18 protein-coding genes are annotated in these 19,932 nt (G+C 43.8%); 10 read left to right on the top strand and 8 right to left on the bottom strand.

What is annotated here, in order from left to right:
* Positions 1-30 precede the first annotated feature (30 nt).
* The 5 genes from ZOBGAL_RS12390 (at position 31) to ZOBGAL_RS12370 (ending at position 4,371) form a co-directional block, all read left to right on the top strand.
* A complete protein-coding gene (locus ZOBGAL_RS12390; RefSeq protein ID WP_013993960.1) occupies positions 31-1,071 on the top strand; it encodes a sugar kinase in 1,041 nt (346 codons plus the stop codon).
* An 18-nt stretch (positions 1,072-1,089) separates the two neighbouring features.
* Positions 1,090-2,316 carry a 6-phosphofructokinase gene (locus ZOBGAL_RS12385; RefSeq protein WP_013993959.1) on the top strand — a complete coding sequence of 409 codons (1,227 nt, stop codon included), beginning with the start codon at positions 1,090-1,092 and terminating at the stop codon, positions 2,314-2,316.
* Positions 2,317-2,372: 56 nt separating this feature from the next.
* A complete protein-coding gene (locus ZOBGAL_RS12380; protein ID WP_013993958.1) occupies positions 2,373-3,641 on the top strand; it encodes an NRAMP family divalent metal transporter in 1,269 nt (422 codons plus the stop codon).
* Positions 3,642-3,806: 165 nt separating this feature from the next.
* Positions 3,807-3,968 (top strand): DUF1328 family protein, encoded by a 162-nt coding sequence (locus tag ZOBGAL_RS23060; RefSeq protein WP_013993957.1) that lies wholly within the window; start codon positions 3,807-3,809, stop codon positions 3,966-3,968.
* Between the two features lie 82 nt (positions 3,969-4,050).
* On the top strand, positions 4,051-4,371 hold the full coding sequence (locus ZOBGAL_RS12370) for a hypothetical protein (protein ID WP_013993956.1): 321 nt from the start codon (positions 4,051-4,053) through the stop codon (positions 4,369-4,371).
* 58 nt (positions 4,372-4,429) lie between these two features.
* On the opposite strand, the gene ZOBGAL_RS12365 is transcribed toward ZOBGAL_RS12370, so the two are convergent.
* From ZOBGAL_RS12365 to ZOBGAL_RS12355, 3 genes are all read right to left on the bottom strand, one after another.
* On the bottom strand, positions 4,430-4,615 hold the full coding sequence (locus ZOBGAL_RS12365; RefSeq protein ID WP_013993955.1) for a CsbD family protein: 186 nt from the start codon (positions 4,613-4,615) through the stop codon (positions 4,430-4,432).
* 102 nt (positions 4,616-4,717) lie between these two features.
* Positions 4,718-5,128, bottom strand: a complete 411-nt coding sequence (locus ZOBGAL_RS12360; protein WP_013993954.1) for an arsenate reductase family protein — start codon at positions 5,126-5,128, stop codon at positions 4,718-4,720.
* A gap of 69 nt (positions 5,129-5,197) precedes the next feature.
* On the bottom strand, positions 5,198-6,778 hold the full coding sequence (locus ZOBGAL_RS12355; RefSeq protein WP_013993953.1) for a hypothetical protein: 1,581 nt from the start codon (positions 6,776-6,778) through the stop codon (positions 5,198-5,200).
* Between the two features lie 216 nt (positions 6,779-6,994).
* On the opposite strand from ZOBGAL_RS12355, the gene ZOBGAL_RS12350 reads away from it, so the two are divergent.
* Positions 6,995-7,573 carry a M48 family metalloprotease gene (locus ZOBGAL_RS12350; RefSeq protein ID WP_013993952.1) on the top strand — a complete coding sequence of 193 codons (579 nt, stop codon included), beginning with the start codon at positions 6,995-6,997 and terminating at the stop codon, positions 7,571-7,573.
* A 20-nt stretch (positions 7,574-7,593) separates the two neighbouring features.
* Here ZOBGAL_RS12350 and ZOBGAL_RS12345 read toward each other — a convergent pair whose 3' ends face one another.
* Positions 7,594-9,111, bottom strand: a complete 1,518-nt coding sequence (locus ZOBGAL_RS12345; RefSeq protein WP_013993951.1) for a GH3 family domain-containing protein — start codon at positions 9,109-9,111, stop codon at positions 7,594-7,596.
* 196 nt (positions 9,112-9,307) lie between these two features.
* Between ZOBGAL_RS12345 and ZOBGAL_RS12340 the strand changes: the two genes are divergently transcribed.
* Positions 9,308-10,693: an exonuclease domain-containing protein gene (locus ZOBGAL_RS12340; RefSeq protein WP_013993950.1), complete on the top strand. Its 1,386-nt coding sequence runs from the start codon at positions 9,308-9,310 to the stop codon at positions 10,691-10,693.
* Between the two features lie 342 nt (positions 10,694-11,035).
* On the opposite strand, the gene ZOBGAL_RS23925 is transcribed toward ZOBGAL_RS12340, so the two are convergent.
* On the bottom strand, positions 11,036-11,164 hold the full coding sequence (locus tag ZOBGAL_RS23925; RefSeq protein ID WP_013993949.1) for a hypothetical protein: 129 nt from the start codon (positions 11,162-11,164) through the stop codon (positions 11,036-11,038).
* A 605-nt stretch (positions 11,165-11,769) separates the two neighbouring features.
* On the opposite strand from ZOBGAL_RS23925, the gene ZOBGAL_RS12335 reads away from it, so the two are divergent.
* The 3 genes from ZOBGAL_RS12335 (at position 11,770) to ZOBGAL_RS12325 (ending at position 15,272) form a co-directional block, all read left to right on the top strand.
* On the top strand, positions 11,770-12,309 hold the full coding sequence (locus ZOBGAL_RS12335) for an ASCH domain-containing protein (RefSeq protein WP_013993947.1): 540 nt from the start codon (positions 11,770-11,772) through the stop codon (positions 12,307-12,309).
* 477 nt (positions 12,310-12,786) lie between these two features.
* Positions 12,787-14,319: a beta-porphyranase PorA gene (gene porA / locus ZOBGAL_RS12330; protein ID WP_013993946.1), complete on the top strand. Its 1,533-nt coding sequence runs from the start codon at positions 12,787-12,789 to the stop codon at positions 14,317-14,319.
* A gap of 503 nt (positions 14,320-14,822) precedes the next feature.
* Positions 14,823-15,272, top strand: a complete 450-nt coding sequence (locus tag ZOBGAL_RS12325) for a DUF7079 family protein (protein ID WP_013993944.1) — start codon at positions 14,823-14,825, stop codon at positions 15,270-15,272.
* 80 nt (positions 15,273-15,352) lie between these two features.
* Here ZOBGAL_RS12325 and ZOBGAL_RS12320 read toward each other — a convergent pair whose 3' ends face one another.
* The 3 genes from ZOBGAL_RS12320 to ZOBGAL_RS12310 form a co-directional block, all read right to left on the bottom strand.
* Positions 15,353-16,762, bottom strand: coding sequence for an MBL fold metallo-hydrolase (locus tag ZOBGAL_RS12320; protein WP_013993943.1), 1,410 nt, complete (start codon positions 16,760-16,762; stop codon positions 15,353-15,355).
* A 132-nt stretch (positions 16,763-16,894) separates the two neighbouring features.
* On the bottom strand, positions 16,895-18,625 hold the full coding sequence (locus ZOBGAL_RS12315) for a SulP family inorganic anion transporter (RefSeq protein WP_013993942.1): 1,731 nt from the start codon (positions 18,623-18,625) through the stop codon (positions 16,895-16,897).
* Between the two features lie 84 nt (positions 18,626-18,709).
* Positions 18,710-19,891, bottom strand: a complete 1,182-nt coding sequence (locus tag ZOBGAL_RS12310) for a cytochrome c peroxidase (RefSeq protein WP_046287474.1) — start codon at positions 19,889-19,891, stop codon at positions 18,710-18,712.
* Between the last annotated feature and the right edge of the window lie 41 nt (positions 19,892-19,932).

Here is a 19,932-nt window from a genome sequence, read left to right as displayed (position 1 = left end):
AAAAACAGTAATATAGTAACACGATTTAAAATGAAAAAAGTAGTAACCTTCGGAGAGATCATGCTCCGTTTAGCACCTCCAGGATTCTTACGCTTCTCACAGGCCAACAGCTTTGACGTTGTTTACGGTGGTGGCGAATCCAATGTCGCGGTATCACTCGCCAATTACGGGGTTCCGGTAGATTTTGTTACCCGTTTGCCCAAAAACGACATCGGTGAATGCGCCTTGATGGAAATGCGAAAAAGGGGCGTCAACACCCAAAACATTATTTTTGGTGGCGACCGTCTCGGAATCTATTTTTTGGAAACCGGTGCCGTAAGCCGAGGAAGCAAGGTAGTCTACGACCGTGCCCATTCGGCCATTTCCGAAATTGAACCAGGAATGATCGACTGGAAAAAAGTCTTTGAAGGAGCCGGATGGTTCCATTGGACGGGCATTACCCCTGCCATTTCACAGAGTGCCGCCGATGTTTGTTTGGAGGCCGTAAAAGTGGCCAGCGATATGGGCATTACCATTTCCACCGACCTGAACTACAGGGCCAAGCTCTGGAACTATGGTGGTGACCGCGAGGCCATAATGACCGAGCTTACCTCCTACTGCGACATTATCTTGGGCAACGAGGAAGATGCCGAAAAACATTTCGGGATCCATCCTGAAGGACTTGACGTGCACAAACAAGGCAGTGAGGTAAAGGCCGAGGCTTTTCTATCGGTCTGTAAACAAATGATGAAAAAGTTCCCGAAAGCCAAAAAAGTGATAACCACTTTAAGGGGCTCCATATCCGCATCGCACAACACATGGGCCGGTGTACTTTACGATGGTAAAAAAATGTACGAGACCCGACAGTATCAGATTACCGATATCGTAGACCGCGTAGGTGGTGGCGATTCTTTTATGGGTGGATTGATATACGGTCTTTTGCAATACCCCGAAGACGACCAAAATGCCCTCGATTTTGCCGTGGCCGCATCTTGTTTAAAGCACACCATTAAAGGTGATGCCAATTTGGTTACGGTAAGCGAAGTAGAGAAATTAATGGGTGGCGACGCTTCCGGAAGGGTAGCGCGGTAATTTTTTAAAATAAAAAAGATGGCTTCTAAAAAGTCGATACTGATCATTTGTGGCGGAGGTCCCGCACCGGGCATCAATGCCGTTATAAGCACCGTAGCTAAAATTTTTCTCAAAGATGGCTACCGCGTACTTGGCCTTCACGAAGGTTTTAAAGGTATTTTTTCCGAAGAACCGCAAATCAAGGAATTCGATTTTGCACATGCCGATCGTATTTTTAGTCGTGGCGGATCTACTTTGATCATGAGTAGGTTCAAACCGAGCGACGAAAAGATAAATACGAAACTTTTTTCCGATAACAATGTAAAACTGTTGGTCAGTATTGGCGGTGACGACACCGCCTCTACGGCCAACAGAATTACAGGGTACCTGTTAAAAGAGAACATATCGATCTCGAACATACATGTGCCCAAAACCATAGATAACGATTTGCCCTTGCCCGACCGAAACCCAACTTTTGGATTTCATTCGGCCAAAGACGAAGGAGTACGTATCGGTAATACCACATACGAAGATGCACGTACGAGCCAAAACTGGTTCGTAATGTCTACCATGGGGCGCTCGGCGGGCCATTTGGCCTTCGGTATCGCTGCCAGTTGCCATTTTCCGATGATGGTCATCCCCGAAATGTTCAACCAGACCCCCATTACTTTTGACAAGGTGGTACGCTTGATCATATCGTCTATTGTAAAACGAAAGATAAAAAACATCAACTACGGTGTTGCCCTGGTAAGTGAAGGGGTCTTCCACATCATGCCCGACAGTGAGCTCGATCATTGTGGTATCAACTTCACCTATGACGACCACGGCCATCCTGAATTGGGCAACGTGAGCAAGTCACACATCTTTAATATGCTCGTTCAGGTAAAATTGAAGGAACTGGGCATCCATATAAAAAGTAGGCCCGTAGAGCTTGGCTATGAACTCCGCTGTTGCAGACCCATAGGTTTTGACCTTACGCTCTGTACGCTCTTGGGAATTGGCGTTAAAAAGCTATTTGACCAAGGCCTTAGCGGCTGTATCGTTACGGCGAACTCCCGTGGCGAGGTCACTCCCCTGTTTTTGGAAGACCTACAAGGTGAAGACGGCAAAATAGCCCCCCGGCTAGTGGAGGTAGACTCTGAATTTGCGAGGCTCTTCTTTCAGAACATGCACTATATCGAAGAGAGCGACTACGAAGCGGCCAAGGCCTATCTTCCCGACCCCGAATCGTACGATTTCAACAAAATTCTATCCGGAGAAGTGTAAACCGGTGGCCGCTATTGGGCAATAGCCATAAACAAACTTTTAAAATATTTGAAACAATGCTTGAAGAGAAACCGGGCTTGCTAAAAAAGATTCTTGCTATGGTACTGGCCTTTGGCCCTGGTATCTTTGCCATCGGATACACTATTGGCACGGGAAGCGTCACCTCTATGATCGTTGCGGGAAGTACCTATGGTATGCAGCTATTATGGGTCTTGGTCCTAAGCTGCGTTTTTTCGGGCATGCTCATGTTCGCCTATGGCAATTATGCTTTGGTAACAGGCGAAACCGCCCTCTATGCGTTTAAAAAACACCTAAAATGGGGCAAACCCATTGCCATACTGATTATTTTGGGGGTTTCTTTCGGCCAATGGAACTCGCTTATGGGCATTCTTGGTATCTCGGCCAATATCATCTTTGAGATATTCCTCATCTATTTTCCAGCCCTGGCGGCTTATCAATATGAATTGGTCCTCACCATTGCCGTTGTGGTCATTATTGTCATGTACTATTTTCTGCTTATCGGTAAGTATACCTTTTTCGAAAAGATACTGGTGATTTTCGTTACTATAATGGGACTCTCATTTTTAGTGTCCCTATTCATGGTATACCCCCTTCCCATAGAAGTGGCCAAAGGACTTATACCGACCGTTCCAAAGGTCGAGGGAGGAGGAATGATGGTCGCTGCCTTTGTTGGAACCACCATGGCCGCGGCAACGTTTTTATCACGCCCCTTGTTCGTTAAAGGAAAGGGATGGACCATCAAGAACCTAAAACAACAAAAGAGAGATTCCATTATAGCGGCCTCTTTGGTCTTTATCATCAGTGCTTCGGTCATGGCCGTTGCCTGTGGAGCCCTTTTTCATCAAGGACAACCCGTGACCAAGGTGCTCGACATGGTAAACACCCTTGAGCCGGTGGCGGGCAAATTTGCATTGACCCTTTTCTTTTTTGGTACATTAAGTGCGGGGCTATCTTCTATTTTCCCCTGTTTGCTCATTGCCCCTATTCTACTTGCCGATTACCAATCGGGAGAATTGGACACGACCTCAAAACAATTTAAGATCATTACCGCCATTGCCTGTTTATTCGCCTTGATCGTACCCGTATTCGGGGCCAACCCGATCCAGATGCAGATTGTTTCACAGGTCTTCAACGTATTTGTGCTTCCCCTCGTGATCCTTGGCATCATACTGTTGTGCAACAACAAAAAACTCATGAAGGAACACAAGGCGACCGCATTGCTTAATATTGGACTCACAGCGGCACTGTTCTTCTCCATCATCATCTCGTATAATGGAGCCGTGGCCCTCTGGAATTATTTCTAGAATAGATGGTAACCCCTTCCTATACTCCCTGTTAATTAAGGCATACGGTTATTTTTATATCTAATTCAGCTAAGCGGTATACACACCTTTTGGGACATTTGTAAAACATGGAGCAAGACAACCCTTGCCGATGACAAATGAACAGTAATCTTAAAACCAAAAACTATGTTACGTTGGACCGTTATATTTATCATATTAGCCATAATCGCAGGAATTTTCGGATTTGGGGGAATTGCCGCCGGAGCTGCTAGTATTGCCAAGATTTTATTCTTTATCTTTATAGTACTTTTCATAATCAGTTTGATTATGGGCCGCAAGAAGATATAGAACCGATCACGATATAAACTTTTACTTGTAGAGGATGGTTATGCGGCCATCCTCTTTTTGTTTCACCTTAATACCTAACATTATGGACAGTGAATACGCCAAGCATGAAATGGACGCCATGAACGCTTATGAAAAAAAAGGATACACCCGCCGATTCCGCTATGAAGCCGGTACCTTGGTCGATCTTGAAACACACAAGGGTTATACCCCTCAAGAGATAACCATCGTCAAGGAAATCAGATATGAGGGCATGAGCGACCCCGAAGACCTCTCCATTCTCTACATTATTGAAACGAACGATGCTATTAAAGGCACCTTCCTTATGGCCTATGGACCGTCGGCAGATACCGAAACGGGCGCATTTTTCACGGCCATACCCGATAAAAACTACCATAGGGAATAAAAAAAAGGCCCGGACTTAAATGCCCAGGCCTTCTTATTTCGATTGGTATTGACTTGTGTTACCAACTGGCAATTTCCTCTTTCAATTCTTCTTTGCCCTTTCCGATCTTTTCTTGTACCCTACCCAACATTTCGTCGAATTTACCTTCTGAATAGGTGACATCGTCATCGGTCAAATTTCCATATTTCTGTTTAATTTTTCCTTTTACTTGCTTCCACTTACCTTCTAATTGTTCTTGGTTCATTTTCTTTATTTTTAAGATTCTACTTCTTTTAAACTATACCTAAAGTTAAGCAGGTTCCCCTTCATAGTTTGGCGCAAAAAATTCTGTTTTTGACCTAAACGGTTATGAGTAGGGTTTATCTATTCCTGCACTATCATCGTCTAAGAACTTCACAAAATCCGATGGGTTTTTTATCGGAATAAAGCGGTCGCCCTTTATAACGACGGGATACGCCAAGGTAGATGGCGACTTTTCCAATACCCGCAACCAATCATGTTCGTTGAGGTCTACCTTTTGGTCACCGTATTTTTCCTTAAAATCAGGGTGGTCTTGGTTTACAAGACTTCCTACGGGCCGGTTCATACTATGGGCAATCTCCGCCCATTGGGTACCGGTCACCTTTGTTTTTGATATGTCTATCGCCAATATATCTTCATCCGCGGATTCAACGTAGGCATAGGTCTGCTTACCTATTGAATTCTCCGAATTATAATATAAGGTGATTTTCTTTTTGTCTTTTGATATAACTCCCATTTTTCCGTGTTTTAGTTTATGATACCTTTAAACTATGACTTTACCGTGTGCCTCCTTAGCCCAAAAAAATTATTTTTTTCTCCTTTCGTTCTTTCCGTTGCCGATAATGGTGGAAGTCAGCCCATCGCTCACATTTAACCATAGGTAATTAAAAAAGGACTTGGTAGGATCTCTTTGGGCCTCTATGCCACCGTAACGATATCCGTTTTCATCGGTGTTCGACCCATCGTTTACAAAAACCTTTCCTATGGCCGTCAATAATTTATTGATGCGCAAGCGGTCCTTTTTTAAAACGGAAAACTCAAAATCCTCATATTTCATCTTCATATCCCCTAAGGAAGATACGGCGTCCCCACTCACCGTAAAATACAGTTCTTGAATGTCGCCCCGGGCCCTCACCCGTAGATTGGATTCCAAAAAGGGATTCAGGTTCTTCGGGTTAAACCCCTTTACCGTTCCGGAAGCCAAAAAGGCATCCGATTTCTTCTGGGTATCAAAAGACCAGTTGAGGGTAATAGGCGCTTCGTTCATTAATAAGGCCTTGGCCTCCACACTTGTTTTCACCTTCTTGCCCGGAATGTTCTGCACATGGAGGATTTGGGCACTCACTTCGGCGAAATTAATTTTCCCCGGAGCGGTTTCCGTATTGACCCGTTCACTATAGGCAATATGCCCCCCGCTTATCTCTATCTTGGGTATATCCAATTGTATGGGGAGCTCACGAAGCGCCTCGCTATATAATTTTTTCCGTTCGGTATCATCGGGCAAGAGCTTATCCCGATACAGTTCGAGGTCAGGCCCCTTCATGACCGCTATCCCAGTACGCAACCTATATTTATTTTCACTATACCCCAATTCCATGTTTTCAAAACTGAGCTCGGGAATTTTTAAATCAATAAAGTCATGTTCCTTATGCAGATGCCAAGACAATTCTTTTTTGGAATATTTCGACTTTAGCGCCAAATCAGAGATGACCAACGCCCCATGCTTTATTTCGACCTTACTTACCCCTAAAGTTTCATACGGGCCCAGGTCGGCCATTAAGGAAGCCCCACTAAACCCAAGGGAGGAATAAGTAACCGGAAGCTTGGTAACGATACGGGACGCATCGGTAGCCACATCACTGATTTCAATATTTACCGAATCGAGCTTTAAGGCAACACTGTCGCTTTGATCTTTATAGAGTGTAACATCACCGTCCACTACCTTGATACTACCAACCTCCAGCGCTTGTACGCTGCCTAAGGGATGCTTCCCCCTACGGGTCGTATCACTCTCCTTGTCCTTCAAACCATAGGTCAGGATCGGCCTTTCAATGTATAAAGTCCTTAAGGTGATTTTCTGATGGACAAGAAACTGCCAATACCCCAGCCCGACAACCTCTAAGGCATTTATTTTGGCGGTACCGTCCCGTAGGGAATCTTGGGTTCCCACTTTTAACGCTATCATTTTTAATTTGGCGCTACCCGTCAACACATTTACCTCGATATCTTCATAATCCAATTGAATACCGGACGGCAATTCGTTCTTCAAAAAACCCGCTATGGCATCTTTGGCCATCCATTGGGCACCGATAATCACAAGCACCAAAAAGGCCAGCAGCATGAGAAGCCCCCTAAAAATATTTCTTTTTGTCCGTTGTAGATGCATGCCTGTATATGGTTTTAACGAATGGTACCAACGTACCCTCCTAAAACCTAAAAATCCCCCTTTACCGCCAAAAATGCGTGTGTTTTTAGAATTATAATTGACCGGTTAAGAAAAACGGGGTCAAAATATTCAAGGGTTTTATATCTTGAGGCTAACCCGTCATTTAAAACCGATAGTATTTCAATTTTGCATCCTTTTCAACTCTGTATATTCCTTATGGCCTTTGTTCAACTCCATGCACAGCACCTTGCTCCCGACGCAATTAAGGAAGAGGCGGGTATCGCCCTTTCCCATTACCCCGAGCTGGCCGACACCCCTATTACCTTTAAAATCGTAAAGAAAGTCAAACAGTCTACCATGCGGGCCCAACCGAAATTCAACAGCCTCATCAAAGGAAGGAAAAAACGGGCCTATGTTATTCTGATCAGTGAACACATAAAGATTTCAAACCAAGTGTTTTTAACCCAAGATGTACCAAAAGATATTATGATCGGCTGGTTGGGCCATGAGCTGGGCCACGTGATGGATTATCGGGAACGAAGTACCTTAAACCTCATCTGGTTCGGACTCAAATATTATTTTTCAGGAGCCTATATCAAGGAAGCCGAACGCGCTGCAGACACTTTTGCCGTAGCCCATGGCATGCACGAATACATTCTAAAGACCAAGACGTTCATTCTTGAAAATGCCGATATAGATGAAAAGTACAAAGCCCGTATACGCCGCTACTACCTTTCCCCCGAAGAAATAATGGCCATCGTAAAAAAACGTGAAGCTTCCGGGCCAAGGTCCTAATATCGAATCGAATCAGGGCCTTACGATTTTACAAAAGCTTCCCATTCTTCAAACTTCTCTTCGCCCATAACGCGTTCCATCTTTACTTGTCCGCCCTTCTTTTTATTCTTGCCGTTCCAGTCATGGAATACGGATGGCGGAACCGAAACGACCTTCACGCCCTTCAGCGCTTTTGAGCGGGCCACTTTATAATTCTTATTGGCGTTTTTAAGGGATGCATCCAAGGCACGGGCCAACTCTTGATCATCGGTTTTATCTTCCGTGCCTAAATACCAACAATGGTAAAATTCCCCTTCTATCCGTTTGGCACAGAGGGTATATTCGGGAATACGGATCCCGAATTTTTCCTCCAAACCTTGTACACCATCATCCAACTTATTTACGGAAAGTTGCGAACCTACGGTATTCAAAAAGAACTTGGTCCGCCCTGTGATCTTTATTTCCGCCCTTTCCACATCGGTGAACGCTATGGTATCCCCTATCAGGTAACGCCATGCCCCGGAAACCGTACTGATAAGAAGCACATAATCTTGCCCCTCTTCCACTTCCGAAAGCTGTAGGGCGGGTGCATCATCCCTTAACGACCCGTCTGGTTTTATATATTCGGGTTCAAAGGGTACAAACTCAAAATAGATACCTGAGTCGGTAGAGAGCTGCATTGCATCGGTTTCAGGCCTGGCCTGAAATGCCATAAATCCCTCCGAAGCCAAATAGGTATCTATTACGGTAATGGGTTTCCCCAAGAGTGCGTTAAAACTCTTTTTATACGGGCCAAAAGCCACTCCTCCCGAAGTATATACCTGAAGGTTGGGCCAAATCTCGTGAATGTGGTTCAGATTATGGTAATCTATGACCTTTTGTAACATCAGCTCGATCCACGACGGAATTCCGCTCAATGCCCCAATATCCCAATTGGGTGCTTCCTCGGCTATTTTTTGCACGCGTTCGTCCCAATCATCGATTTCAGCTATTTCCTCGCCCGGCTTATAATACCCGCGAAACCAAGTGGGAATATTACTGGCACTGATGCCGCTTATCTCCCCTTCTTGATGACCTTCCACCTTATTCAGATCCGTTGAACTGCCCAGCATCAAGATACCAAGTTCAAAGAAATCGGGGGGCAAGTCGAAATTGCTCAAGGCAAAGACCTGTTCCAACCCGGTTTTTCGGATGGCGTCTATCATAGCATCGGTTACGGGAATTTTTTTGCTCGTCTTTCCCGTAGTGCCCGAACTCAAGGCAAAATAATCGGGCCTGCCCGGCCAGGTCACATCCGCTTCCCCATCATGTAGTTTTTGCCACCATTCCTTATCGATCCGGTTGTAATCGAAATAGGGAACGGACTTGGCAAATGCTTCGACAGGGCATTCCGATTCTAGAATCGCCTTAAAGTTATAATGCTTCCCGAAAGAGGTGTTTTCCGCCTTTTTTAAAAGTTCGTCAAGCACGACTTTTTGTTCCGCTATAGGGTCTTTCGATCCTGAAAGCTTATCCCTTACTTCAATAAATCCCTTAATAAGATGTCCTATGATCGGCATGTGTATCGTTTTTCGTAAAAATAGGCCTAGGCCCGTTCTGGCCTGCTCTTTATACAATGTTTGATCGACTCAAAAGCCCGGTCATCGAGGCATCCACGGTTTTAGGACCTTATCCCACTTGTCGACATAACGTTAAACTTTGTTATGTCGACCTTAGTTTGCTTAATTTTAGGGTATAATTCCACCTCATTCGCATTTGTACAGCATCGTAGACATAGAAACCACCGGCAATGGCATAAAGGGTAATAAGATTACCGAAATATCCATTTTTAAATTTGACGGTTACGAAATCGTCGAGGAGTTTACCTCCTTGGTAAACCCGCAATGTGAAATACCCTATTTCATCACGCGACTGACGGGAATCGATGGCGATATGGTCCGTGATGCACCTACACTGGACGAAATTGTGGATGACATTCTGAAAATTACGGAAAACACCATTTTTGTAGCCCATAGCGTAAACTTCGACTACAATGTAATCAAGAACGAATTAAAACTCTTGGGAAGGGACTTTATTAGGAAAAAGCTCTGTACCGTCCGTTTATCGCGTAAGCTCTTGCCTGGATACCATTCGTACAGTCTAGGAAAGCTATGTTCTTCATTGGGCATTCCCTTGACCGACAGGCATCGTGCCCGCGGCGATGCCCATGCCACAACCCTACTTTTTAAAAAATTATTGCGCGCAGATGGGGCCGAAGAAGTGTTCAAGAGCCACCTCAACGCCCGCTCACAGGAAACCACCCTACCCTCTTCCCTGCCTAGGGAAGCCTTTGAAAAACTGCCTGCAGCGCCCGGCATTTATTATTTCAAGGACGGGAAGGGGAAAATCATCTATGTAGGAAAGGCCATTAACATCAAGAAGAGGGTGTTAAGCCATTTTTACGACAAGTCTACCAAGGAAATACAGCTCTGCCAGGCCACGGCCGATATCGATTTTGAACTCTCGGGAAGCGAGCTCGTGGCCCTGTTGATGGAATCGAATGCCATCAAGCACCACTACCCCGAATTCAACCGCGCCCAAAAAAGAAAGATTCAACCCTACGGCATATTCAGTTATGAAGACCGCAACGGCATTATGCACCTGGCCTTCAACAAACTGAAAATGGCCCCAAACTCGGTATTGACCCTCTACGGACCTACCGATTGCCGATTGTTCATCGAAGAAATCTGTAAGCGCTTTAGGCTCTGCCCCAAGTATTGCCATCTGCAGGAAAACGTAAAGAGCTGCTCACATTACCGCATCGAATCTTGCGACGGCATCTGCCGTGAAGAAGAAGCCACCGACCATTACAACGAAAAAGTACATCGGGCCCTACATCACATTCGGGCGCAAAAAGAAGATTTTGTCATAAGGGAAAAAGGAAGAAACGCAAACGAGCAGGCTTTTGTATATGTAAAAAACAGTACGTATATGGGGTATGGCTTCGTCGACCGACAAGAACACATAAGTGCCGAACACGAACTGGAAACTTTTCTCGTTCAGCAGAACAACACCTTGGAAACGGAGAGTATTATCAAATCATATCTTAGTAAGAACCCCGATAAAATCGTGATTTTAAACAGCGAACATCACAACGATTAAGGGTCGGGCTTATTTGTTCAACTTTTTGTACATAAGAATTACAAACAACAACCACACACTAAATATTACGATTACAACAGTGGTATATATCCATATAGCGTCCATAAGTTTGGTTTCAGGTGGTACAAAGATTGGTGGCCATAAAAGCACTACAATACCGGCAAAAGATACACTTCGCTAGATTGTAATCCGATTCTTATTAAAGATAACCAAAAATCAGTAAAAACAACCCTTATGAATTAAGATTGCTTTAACATTTGTAAAAATGTTAAGAAAAACGTCCAAACCATGACTTATTCGCAATAAAAAATAACTTAAATACAGATAATCAAGGATATACAACTATTTTTTCTTGCCGCTATTCATAAAAAGTACAACGGTGACTACCAGGGCCAAGCACACTATGGCGAAAACGGCAATCATGATAATGCCATTGCCGTAATTGACGAGAGGTAAATTTTGTGAGATCATAGGTCGATTATTTATTTCCTTCAAATTTAATATGAAGTCCTATTTTAAAATATGATAATTATCAGTATTACAATATTTTAGATAAAACAAAGCGAACACACTATAGGTGTTTCCAGTAATTTGCCCTGAAGATGCCACCTACACGAAACCAACTGAAAAAAGTTGATCTTGATATAGCAAAAGCTGAATATGGACTTAAAATCCCTTGACGGCCTAACCCCCAAAAGGCCCATACCTATTCAATTGGGAGCATCACACCCAAAGACACCCTCTACTAAATAATAAAATGCCGCTTCGTCTAGCATTTATGGTCATGTTGCCCAAAAAGCACCGAGCTTATCACAAAACCGATGAATACGAAACCAAGTACTAAAATTATTACGCTTCTAAGGTCGAAATCTAACGATGAGAAAATTTGAGAGATCATAACTTTGATTTTTAAATTACTACCTAAAGTTAAAATGAAACCTCCTCAAAAAATATGATAATTATCAGGGGCTCCGTTCTTTCTAATCCCTATTACCCCTTTGAAGGTTACAGATATTTACATTACTTTTCGTTTAACCAACAAGACAGCCGCAAAATCCAACAAAATCCAGAATACAATGAAACACCTCATCCTAATTACCTTTCTCGTATTAAGCAGCTGTAAAGGCGAAACAAAAGCGGAGCAAGAGCTTGCCATAAATCCTTCCGTTCAAGAGATGTGGGAGCGTTTTACCACATCCTATCCGGAGTTTAAGGAAGAGGAACAACCTGAGTCTTGGTTTTTTCACGATAATGAAGAAGATGCCAATCGTTTGGCCGAATTGGTCGTACAAGGGAAAAAGCAAGCGGGTTCAGGACTCTATTCTTGGTACAAAGAAGCCAAGGCAAATTTGCCATCCGTAGGCACAAAACACATTATTACCGATTTTGACGGAACCGCAAGGGCAATCATTGAAACCAAAAAGGTAGATACCATTCCCTTTAACCAAATCTCTGAAGCTTACGCCGCCCTAGATATGGGAACGACCAATGAAGCCCTACAAAAATGGAAGAAGGCGCATTGGGATTTCTTTACAAGTACAATGAAAGAAAGCGAAAAGCAAGCCACGGAAGACATGCTCGTTGTTTGTGAGTATTTTGAAACCCTATGGCCGTGAGGACAAAACAACCGTTTCATGAATACGCATTAATAAGAAAACAAGCGCTGGTTCAAATGGTAGATCCATTTTTACGATTATTTCTTATTCCCATGTAAAAAGACCAATCGACCGAAATAGAAAACCGAATGAAAGACGTTAGCAACTAGCAAGCATCGATCCCAAACCGCATTAAGAAGAAAACTCCACCCTCTTTTGTTCAAAGGATTTTCAAACCTTCGCCCTACTTATAAGATTGTAGGGCAAACATAGTCCGTTAACGGAATATCTGCATTCCTTATGGCTCGTAAACCGCCGCCCATATCAAGAAAATCATGTTCCCCTACTCTTTAAAATCGCTTCCGCTATGACTGAGCGATAGCCTCCGGTACAGGAAACAAAACATATATTTCTTTAGGAAATACCCCTTTTAGTCATTCCCAAAATCCAACAATCAATTTTGTACGTAAACACTTACGTAACTCTAAATCTTACAACATGAAAAAAGTATTACTATTTTTAATTTTTTTAGTAAGCGCAAATCTTTCTGCGCAATTACCATCTCCTACAAACGGGAAGAAATGGGAAAAGGTTGAACAATTATCCGATGAATTTAACGGCAACTCCATTGACACCAATAAGTGGTATGATTACCACCCTTTTTGGGAGGGCCGAGCCCCCAGCAATTTTAAAAAAGGGAATGCTTTCGTAAGTGACGGTTTCCTAAACCTTCGTTCTACATTAAGAAAAGAACCAAGTAGCGTTCAAGATCCTTTTAAGGATATTTGGGTAGATGCTGCCGCGGCGGTTTCCAAGACCAAGGCCCAACCCGGATATTATTACGAGGCTCGCTTTAAGGCCTCCTCTTTGTCTATGACTTCTTCGTTTTGGTTCCGCGTTGGCCAATTTTCTGAAATCGATGTTATCGAGCATATTGGAAATCCATCCAAAGAAAACCGACAGGACGATCTTCCTTATCAATATCATGTTAATACACATTATTACGGAAAACATGCCGGATTGCAACCACTTGGAACCGAATATAAAATGCCCGGCAGGGGAAGGGATAATTTTTACACCTATGGATTCTGGTGGAAGAGTCCTAATGAACTTCTTTTTTACTTCAATGGCAAGCAGGTTATGCGTATCGTTCCAAGAGTGCCTTTAGACGAGGAATTAAGAATGATTTTTGACACAGAAGTATTCCCTTTTGCCACGGCAGGTGTTGCCAATATCGGACTTCCTAAGCCGGAAAACCTCCGTGACAATTCTAAAAACACCATGAAAGTAGATTGGGTACGGGTGTATAAATTGGTTGACGGCACCGCCGCGGAAGACAGTTCCGATGCTCCGATCGGCAGTTACATTTCCCTCAAAAAAACGCAAGGCGACGGTAAATTTGTAACCGGTGAAAAAGATGGCAGCCAATTGGTTGCAAGAGGCTCGACCGTTCAAAGCTGGGAAAAATTCAAAGTAGAAAAACACCCTAAAGGCGGGATTACCCTTAAGGCCAATTCCAATGGTAAATATGTACAAGTTCAAGGAAGCGACATCAACAAACCGGTAAGGGCCGCGGGCGATTTTCAGGGCGATTGGGAACAATTCGAATGGAAATCCAAAGGAAACGGACTTGTAGCCTTGAAAAACGTGCTTACGGGCAAATGGCTACAGGCTCCATGGACCGAAAACAACGCGATAATCCGACCGAAAGGGCCCGTAGATAATGGTTGGGAAACTTTTGCTTGGAAAAAGGAGACATCACCTACCGCCAGTACGGCGCTTTCCGCCCAGTTGGAGACAAAGACCGTAGATGGAATAAGAGTGTATCCCAGCCCCGCATCGGAAACCTTGACTATTGAGGGAGTGGAGGGCGAAAATGGTTTACGTGTTTTTGACTCGACGGGCAATCCAGTCCTTAAAAAAGAAGGCATACTAGGCCGTAAAGAACGATTAAACGTTTCCGGTCTTATCAAAGGCAACTACCTATTGCGCACTGGATCAGGTGAACAAACCTGGTTTCAGAAAAACTGATTTTGGAGGCAACTATAACATAGCCTCATCTAAAGTTTATGATAATTTTTCCCGGGCCCACGACAAATTCAAAGCTTTGTCAAGGCTCGGGATTTTTTATAATTATTATCAAAAGAACGTCCCATATAATCGGCTGAAATACTTGGGTCCAGCCCCAAACGCATGACATCCGTAGTCTTTTACATGAAAGCCGAATCGCCAAGAAGTGGGGAGTGATCGGGGGTAAAAAACCGTGGGCCTAAACGTAAAAACAGGCATTTAAAGCCTATTGCCCGAAAGGCCAAATAAAGTAGAAATATGGTTAAATTACAGCCCTATTAGAAGATTTGATCATAGCAAGCCTATTAACCCCCTAAAGAACATGGGGGCTGCACTTACATTTGAGATTTCTTAGCAAGTATGCCGAAAACACCTCACCAAACAAATACATATAGTATACGCGATATGTCATGAAAAATTCAACCGATAAAAATTGAAAATGCAGTTGAAACAACCTTTTCTATATGAAAGCTGATAAAAAGAAACCTAAAGCATCCCTAGGCAAATTGCCTGATGGTTCATGGGCGGGAGACAAATCCCAGAACGTAGTATTGGAGCAAAGACTTCCGATATGGCAATCCATTTCAGAACTATATCTAGATACGGAACTACAACCTCACGATTACCATTCCATCACCCGTACTTTTCTTGACTCAGGTCTATCGCTAAACGAACTAAAAGCCATTGACCGGTACGAGGTTTTTCCCGTGCTAAAGGCCAATTTAATAAATACCTTAGGTGAATGGAGAGGTTTCGATGAGACCTGGTTGAACGAAGAATGCACAAAGCACTATCTAAAAAGAAACAAGCGCTGGTTCAGATGGAAGATTCGATTTTACGATTACTTCCTATTCTCCATGCGAAAAGACCATTGGATAGAAATAGAAAACCGAATGAAAGACGCCAGCAATTAGCTAGCCACAATCCCAAACAGTTTTAAAAAGAAAAACCCCATAGTCTTTTGCCTATGGGGTTTTTATAATTTCGCACCTTCTTATAAGGTCGTAGGGCAAACATAGTCCGTTGACGGAATACCTGCATTCTTCATGGCTCCGAAACCGCCGCCTATATCCACAAAATTATGTATTCCCCTACTTTTTAATATCGATTCCGCTATGACCGAACGATAGCCTCCGGCACAGTGAACAAAAAATGTTTTTTCCTTAGGGAATTCCCCCATGTAGTCGTTTATAAAATCCAATGGTGTGTTTTCCGCATTGACCGCGTGTTCCGAAAGATACTCACTCTCTTTTCTCACGTCGAAAACGGGCATTTCCTTATTTTCGATCTGTGGTTTTGCCTCTTCCGCAGAAACGGAGTTAATGGTATCGTAATCTTTCCCGGCTTTCTTCCATGCTTCGAATCCCCCTTCAAGAATTCCGATAGTAGCATCAAAACCAACACGGGACAAACGGGTTACCGCCTCTTCTTCCATACCTTCCGGCGTCACCAATAAGAGCGGTTGCTCGGTATCTGCAATAAGGGCTCCTACCCACGGAGCAAAATCGCCGTTAAGTCCGATAAAAATCGACCTAGGGATATGGCCTTTTACAAAATCGTCTTGATGCCTTACGTCCAACACCACGGCACCGGTTTCATTGGCCATGGCCTCAAAGGCATCTGGATCCAAAGCGGTGGTGCCCCGATTCAAAACATCGGCTATATCTTCATAGCCTTCTTTGTTCATTTTAACGTTCAGCGGAAAATATTTTGGAGGAGGAAGCAAACCGTCGGTCACTTCTTTGATGAACTCCTCCTTGGTCATATCGGCCCGCAATGCGTAGTTTACCCTTTTTTGATTGCCCAAGGTATCCACTGTTTCCTTCATCATATTCTTACCACAGGCCGAACCTGCACCATGTGCCGGATAAACGGTAATATCATCGGACAGGGGCATGATCTTGTTCCGTAAGCTATCGAACAATAGGCCCGCTAGATCGTCTTGGGTCATATCGGCCGCCTTTTGGGCCAGGTCGGGTCTACCTACATCTCCTAGGAACAAGGTATCACCTGAGAAAATGGCATGGTCTTTTCCTGTTTCGTCCTTCAACAAATAGGTGGTACTTTCCATAGTGTGCCCAGGGGTATGTAATACTTGTATACTAATATCCCCAAGCTTAAATACCTGTCCGTCACTTGCTATTATAGCGTCAAAGGAAGGGTTGGCATTGGGTCCGTATACGATGGGTGCACCGGTTTCCTTGGAAAGGGTAACGTGGCCACTGACAAAATCGGCGTGAAAATGGGTCTCAAAAATATATTTGATCTTTGCCCCGTCTTTTTCGGCCCTTTCGATATAGGGTTCTACTTCACGAAGTGGATCAATAATCGCCACTTCACCTTTGCTTTCAATGTAATATGCGCCCTGTGCCAGGCATCCTGTATATATCTGTTCTATCTTCATAATTGTTTTTTTTTATTTCCCGATAGGAAAATTATACCTTCCTTATACATTCCTTATACATTCCCGAAAAGGGAAGTCTATCTTCATCATTCCTTACAAAAATACCTCTAATCGTTGAATATGGGCGTAACATTAGTTACTGTTCCGATGGTTTTGGCAGGCCACTTTCTCGCTTAAAATGGACAAGGGGGTCATGTTATCAAAATAATCGACCGCTTCCTTTGTCTGAACGAAGAGGCACTTCTTGTTCAGGGCATCGATAATACCACTGCTGAAAATCGTGTCCCTTGTCGGCCCTGTTGCCCCCGAAATATAAAACTGAAGTCCTTTATCGTGAAACTCTTCAATCACCCGTTTAAGCATTTGTGCCGCACTGGAATCGATATAACTAATGGCCTCGGCATTAAGTATGATGCCTTTGAGCTTGCTGCCTTTTTTAGCTACATTTTTTAAAAGTTCTTTTTTGAAATAGTTTTTATTCCCAAAATACAGCTGTGAATCAAAACGTACAATAAGCAAATCGTCACGTACCAAAACATTCTGGCTGAACCTATCGATATTTTTATAATAATCGGACCCTTCTATTCTCCCCAAAACAGCAAAGTGGGGCTTTGAGCTTTTGTATACCATCAACAACAGCGACAATAACACACCGATCAATATTCCTTCCGATATACCGGCAAAAAGCGTAATCAAAAACGTGATAACCAGCACAAAGAGTTCGTCTTTACGATACTCCCAAAGGCTTTTCGGGTAGGCGATATCGATAAGTCCGAATACCGAAACCATAATAATGCTCGCCAAGACGGCATTGGGCAAATAATAGAAAAGCGGCGTAAGAAACAAAAGGGTGATGGCTACGACAATGGCGCTAAAGAACAAGGCCATAGGGGTTTTTGCCCCGGCTTGTGCGTTAATGGCCGAACGCGAAAAACTACCCGTTACCACATACGACTGAAAAAAGGACCCCAACATATTCGAGCTGCCTAGGGCAATAAGTTCCTTATTGGCATCTATGGTTTCTTCCCCGGTTTGTTCCTCCAACGATTTCCCTATGGAAATTGCCTCCAAATACCCAATAAGTGCAAGTGTCACCGCAATAGGCGCCAATTCCAGCAAGGCATCGACATTGAAACTGTGAAGCCGGAACGAGGGCAAGCCGGTAGGAATCTCCCCTACGATGTGCACCCCAAAAGCGGGCAACTGCAATAAGTAAACCACCAAAATACCCAAAATGACCACGAAGAGTATACCAGGTATACGTTTATCGATTTTTTTTAAGGCCACAATAATCACAATGCCCACCAAACCAATGGCAAAATCGTATAAATTAGTGTCGGGCATCTTTTCAAATGCGTTCACCAATAATACGTCAAAGCGGTTGCTGCGGGTGATATCTACCCCCAAAAGGTGCTTCAACTGGCTGAACATAATTATCAATGCCGCGGCCGAGGTAAAGCCACTTATGACCGGTTTCGATAGAAAATTCACCAAAAAACCCATTCGTAAAAGTCCTAATGTCAATTGTATAGCCCCAACGGTAAAAGCCAAAAGCAGGGCCATACCAATATAATCGTCTACCGAAGTAATAGCCAAGGTAGCCAAACCTGCAGCCACCAAAAGCGAGTCCATGGCAACTGGCCCCACGGCCAATTGCCTAGACGTACCGAAAACGGCGTAGGCAATCATGGGCAATAAAGAAGCGTAGAGACCGTATACCGGAGGAAGGCCTGCAATCATGGCGTAGGCCATGCCCTGTGGAATCAATATGATCCCTACCGTCAGGCCTGCCACCAAGTCTTTGGAAAACCAGTTCTTGTTATAGTCTGGAATCCACTCCAAAAAAGGGAGAAATCTTCGCATGGGACAAAGGTACCATTTAATCTAAAACAGCTATGTTACCTGTGTTACATGAACATCAAGAAACCAGACCTAAAACCAAAAAAATTATTGAATATTGCCCCCTACCGGCAAGCCACTGGGTACGCGCTCGGGTACGGTCTTGTCAAAACCATCGTCGTTAAGCGTGTTTAAAAATGAAATGATTTGGGACATCTCCTTGACCGACAAGTTGAGATCGCGCACAAAAGGATCGTACTTTTGTACCGGTACATGTGGGTTACGCTCCTTACCATTGGCGATATCCTCATAAAATTCCAGCACCTTTTTGAGGGTAGGCAAACTCCCATTATGCATATAAGGGGCGGTAAAGCGTAGATTCCGTAAAGTAGGCGTACGAAAGGCAAAGGTATCCTTCACTCCTCTATCGGGTTCGCCCAGCTTATCGTTTTCAGGGGTACCCAATACGTGCATCTTATAATCAGAAAACATGGGACCATTGTGGCAATTGACGCAACCTACCGACTTAAACAGTTCAAAACCTTCTTTTTCCGAAATTAGAATTGCATCCTCATCTCCCCTCATAAATTGATCGAAGCGCGAATTGTTCGTTACCAACGAACGCTCAAAGGCGGCGATGGCCTTTCCTAAATTTTCTACCGTTACCGCATTCGGCACACCAAAGGCATCGGCGAACATTTGTTGATATTCGGGAATTTGCTTTACGCGATCCACCACAACCTGCAATATGCTATCGACACCTATACCGTGCCCACGCATTTCCTCAAAGGCCTTTATCGGCTCCAAGGCCTGTTTTTCAAGACTCTTAACACGATCGTCCCAAAACATAGTGGCTTGTTCCGGATCATAGTTGCCGAAGGGGTCTATTCCATTGTAGGCCGAATTGATAATGGTTGGGGCATTTCTTTTTACAAAGGGAATATCGTTGGGCGCATTGAATTTCCTACGGGCACCCAGGCCAGTAGCATTGGGACCAATACTGATATCCAAAAACTCTGCATAACCGTTTTGGGGGTGATGGCAGGTGGCACAGGCCACATCCTTGTTTCCGGAAAGAACGGGGTCGTAAAAAAGTAATTTCCCCAAGGCCTCCTTTTCAGGGGAAGCCGGGTTGTCCTTAGGTGATTTCACCTTTTTGGGCAATGCAATATAAGTTGTTACGACCCGGTTCGATTTTGACGTTTTTTTGGGCTTCCCATTGGTGTCCCTACAGCTCACCAATAACAAGACTACTATTAAACGCACCCCTATTTTCACCATTCTAGCCATATCTTAATTGCACAAGTAGAAAGGTAAAAATAAGTAATTCA

The sequence above is a fragment of the Zobellia galactanivorans genome (assembly GCF_000973105.1).
Classification (GTDB): Bacteria; Bacteroidota; Bacteroidia; order Flavobacteriales; family Flavobacteriaceae; genus Zobellia; species Zobellia galactanivorans.
Note: the sequence above shows the minus strand (reverse complement) of the source record. Positions and strands in the feature narration are given on the sequence as shown.